The organism is Tetragenococcus muriaticus DSM 15685 (genome assembly GCF_000423785.1).
Taxonomy (GTDB): Bacteria; Bacillota; Bacilli; order Lactobacillales; family Enterococcaceae; genus Tetragenococcus; species Tetragenococcus muriaticus.
In genome coordinates this window covers 1-3,735 of record NZ_AUIQ01000091.1, presented here as the reverse complement: position 1 = coordinate 3,735, position 3,735 = coordinate 1, and the positions used below count along the sequence as shown (strand labels likewise).

At 38.0% G+C, this 3,735-nt stretch carries 3 protein-coding genes; all 3 read left to right on the top strand.

Translation table 11 applies throughout. The features are described 5' to 3' along the window. Positions 1-257 precede the first annotated feature (257 nt). From lpdA to G577_RS0110090, 3 genes are read left to right on the top strand one after another with little or no spacing between them, the layout of a single operon-like run. A complete protein-coding gene (gene lpdA, locus G577_RS0110100; protein ID WP_028791062.1) occupies positions 258-1,610 on the top strand; it encodes a dihydrolipoyl dehydrogenase in 1,353 nt (450 codons plus the stop codon). 15 nt (positions 1,611-1,625) lie between these two features. After that, positions 1,626-2,594: a thiamine pyrophosphate-dependent dehydrogenase E1 component subunit alpha gene (locus G577_RS0110095; protein ID WP_028791061.1), complete on the top strand. Its 969-nt coding sequence runs from the start codon at positions 1,626-1,628 to the stop codon at positions 2,592-2,594. A gap of 20 nt (positions 2,595-2,614) precedes the next feature. Continuing rightward, positions 2,615-3,643 carry an alpha-ketoacid dehydrogenase subunit beta gene (locus G577_RS0110090; protein ID WP_028791060.1) on the top strand — a complete coding sequence of 343 codons (1,029 nt, stop codon included), beginning with the start codon at positions 2,615-2,617 and terminating at the stop codon, positions 3,641-3,643. Positions 3,644-3,735: the final 92 nt, after the last annotated feature.

The following is a 3,735-nucleotide window of genomic DNA, read 5'->3' as shown; positions in this document are numbered from 1 at the left end:
TGTCTAGCAACTTCAAGAGTAAACAAATAAAAAATCGGACAGTTTATTTTAGCTTTTTTTCAAAGTTCACAATTATTCAGTAGGCATTATATAATAGTTTTCTAGTTTTTTTAATAAAAAATCGGCTTTTATTTGTGAAAAATAAAACTTATTTCTAACCCTTTTTTTGGTTGGCACAAAAGTTGCGTTTATATAAATGAAAGGTGGTAAAGGAGCATTGAAATTTTAACAATTTAGCAAAAGGAGGTTTAGCAAGAATGGCAAATTATGATTTGGTTGTCATAGGCTCTGGTCCGGGTGGTTATGTAAGTGCGATTAAAGCAGCGCAAAAAGGGAAAAAGACAGCAGTGATCGAGGAAAAAGATATCGGCGGAGCATGTTTGAACGTAGGATGTATTCCATCAAAAAGTTATTTAACGCATGCACAGTGGATTTTATCTGCAGAGCAAGCTAATCAATATGGTCTACAGGTCAATAAGGAAACACTTGATTTTGCTAAAATGGTCCAGCGAAAAGATCAAGTTATACAAACTTTACAAGGGGGAATCAAACAGTTATTTCAAAAAAATAAAGTCGATTATATCGAAGGACTAGCTTCGTTTGATCAAGAGCAACAACTGTTTGTAAATGGAGAAAAAATTAGCTATACAAACCTACTTTTAGCTTGTGGGAGTCATCCATTTATCCCTCCAATTAATGAAGTTGATAAAGCAGATTATTTAACAACTGACACGTTCTTTAACCTGGAAGAATTACCAAAAGAATTAACAGTGATAGGTGGTGGTATAGTTGCTGTTGAATTAGCATTTGCCATGAAGCCTTTAGGTGTGAAAGTAAATTTAATTGAAGTTGCTTCGGATATTTTATTAACAGAAGATAGCGTAGCTAGACAAACAATTAAGAAGAAATTACAGCAAATGGAAATCGATGTAACTGTTCAAGCCAAAATAGAGAAAGTGGAAAAAGATGCTGTTGTATTGTCAGGCGGAACAAAAAAATATTTTGATCAGTTATTAATCGCTACTGGTAGACAAGCAAACTTGGAAGTTCCACAACAGTTAGATTTGGAGTTAGATGAAGCAGGACACTTTGTTAAAGTAGATCGGCACTATCAAACCAGTAAAAAGGGAATTTATGCTATTGGAGATATGATAGGAGGTTTTCAATTAGCACATGCTGCAAGTGCGGAAGGATTACGTGTAGTAGAAGCAGTCTGTGGAGGAGCAACCTATCCAGTTGATCAAAATATGATCCCACGTTGTTTATATACTGACCCGGAAGTTGCAAGTTTTGGTTTAGGTGAAGACGAGGCAAAAGAAAACTATGATGTGACCGTCAAAAGCTTTCCCTTTGCTGGAAATGGTAAAGCGCTAGCTTCTGCAGAAACAGAAGGTTTTGTCAAAATTATTAGTGAACAGAAGTACCAGCAAATTTTAGGCGCAGTGGTAGTTGGCAGTCATGCAACAGAAATGATTCATACGATTTTAGCAGTCAAGGAATCTGAAGGAACCGTTGATGAATTAGCTGACACAATTTTTGCTCATCCGACATTATCTGAAGCTATTGGGGAAGAAGCAAACAGTATCATTGATCAAGCTATTCACGGATAAGAGGAGGAATTTTATATGAAAAAAATAAATAAAGAACGTGCAAAATGGATATTGCAAAAGATGGAAGATATTCGGCATTTTGAAGCTTCGGTTAAAGAACTTTTCGCAGATGGCAATATTCCAGGTTTTGTTCATTTGTATGCAGGTGAAGAAGCTATTGCGACTGGTGTTTGTGCCCATTTATCAGAAGATGATTCAATTACGAGTACACACCGTGGTCACGGACATTGTATTGCTAAAGGCTGTGACTTAAATGGGATGATGGCAGAGATCTTAGGTCGAAAAACTGGTTTGGGTAAAGGTAAGGGTGGTTCCATGCATATCGCTGATATCGACAAGGGAATGCTTGGTGCCAATGGTATTGTTGGTGGCGGTATAACTTTAGCAACTGGTGCTGGATTGCGTAATCAATATTTGAAAACTAAAGATGTTGCCGTATGTTTCTTTGGTGACGGAGCATCCAATGAGGGTAGTTTTCATGAAGGTTTAAACCTTGCTTCTATTTGGAAACTACCGGTTGTCTTTGTCAATGAAAACAATATGTACGGTGAAGGGACGCCGCATCAATACGCTTCAAGTACTGAGACAATTTCAGAACGAGCAGTTGCTTATGACATTCCTGGTGAAACCGTCGATGGTAAAGATGTTGTTGCCGTATATGAAGCAGCAGGAAAAGCTATTGATCGTGCTCGTAAAGGGAATGGGCCTACATTGATTGAATGTTTGACTTATCGTGATAATGGGCACTTTGAAGGAGACGAACAAAAGTATAAAGCACCTGAAGGAAAAGAAAAAGAATTAGCTGATCGTAATTCTGTTGAAGAGTTTAAAGACTATGCCCTTAAAGAAAAATTATTAAGCAAAAAAGAGATGGAAAACATCAATAAACAATCAGAAGAAGACGTACAAGCAGCAATTGATTTTGCTGAAAATAGCTCAATTCCTGAGCCAGAATCACTGTATGAAGATGTTTTTGCTGAATAATTAATAAAGGAGAGAGTAATATGGCTAGACAAATCACTATGATGAAAGCAATAAATGAAGCCTTAGAACAAGCAATGGACAAAGATGAAAATGTATTTTTGATTGGTGAGGACCAATCTGGTGGCGCAACGGTGGAACACTTGGAAGAAAATGAGGACGCCTTTGGTGGTGTCTTTGGAGTAACTAGTGGTTTAATGGGGAAATTTGGTCGCCAGCGAGTAATGGATACGCCAATTGCTGAGAACGGTTATATGGGGGCGGCTGTCGGTGCTGCAGCTACTGGATTACGTCCTGTAGCGGAATTAATGTTTAACGACTTTATTGGTTACTGTCTTGATACCATCTTAACGCAAGGCTCAAAAATGCGTTATATGTTTGGTGGTAAAGCTAAAGTTCCCCTAACTATTCGCACGACTCATGGGGCTGGTGCAGGAGCCGCAGCTCAACACTCCGGTTCATATTATGGTTTGTTTGGTTCCATCCCGGGAGTTAAAGTTGTTGTTCCATCAAACGCCTATGACGCCAAAGGATTAATGCTTTCGGCGATTGAAGAAGATAATATGGTTGTTTTTTCAGAAGATAAAACACTTTTAGGAACTAAAGAAGACGTACCCGAAGACTACTATAAAGTAGAAATTGGCAAAGCTAAAGTAAAACGTGAAGGCACAGATCTAACCATTGTTACAATCGGAAAGATGCTTTATGTCGCCTTAGATGTAGCCGAAAAATTAGAAGAAGAGAACGTGTCTGTGGAAGTCATTGATCTTGTGACAGTTTCACCTTGGGATCAAGATACAGTGATCGAATCAATTAAAAAAACGGGTCGTTTAGCTATAATTGACGAAGCAAACCCGCATAATAATACAGCGACTGATATTGCTTCAGTTGTCGGAGATAAAGCATTTGATTACCTCGATGGTCCTATTAAATGTATCTGCGCACCAGATACCCCCGTGCCATTTGCCTCGAATTTAGAGCAGTTGTATCTTCCTAATGCAGATCGTGTAATGGATACAGCTTCTGAAATTATTGAGGATTTAAAACAATAAAGCATAGTGGTAAAGAGTCAAGATAAAAAATGAATTTATTGTTACTCTACCACTAAAAAATAGGCGCACTGAACTAGGCCTATGCAAATCAA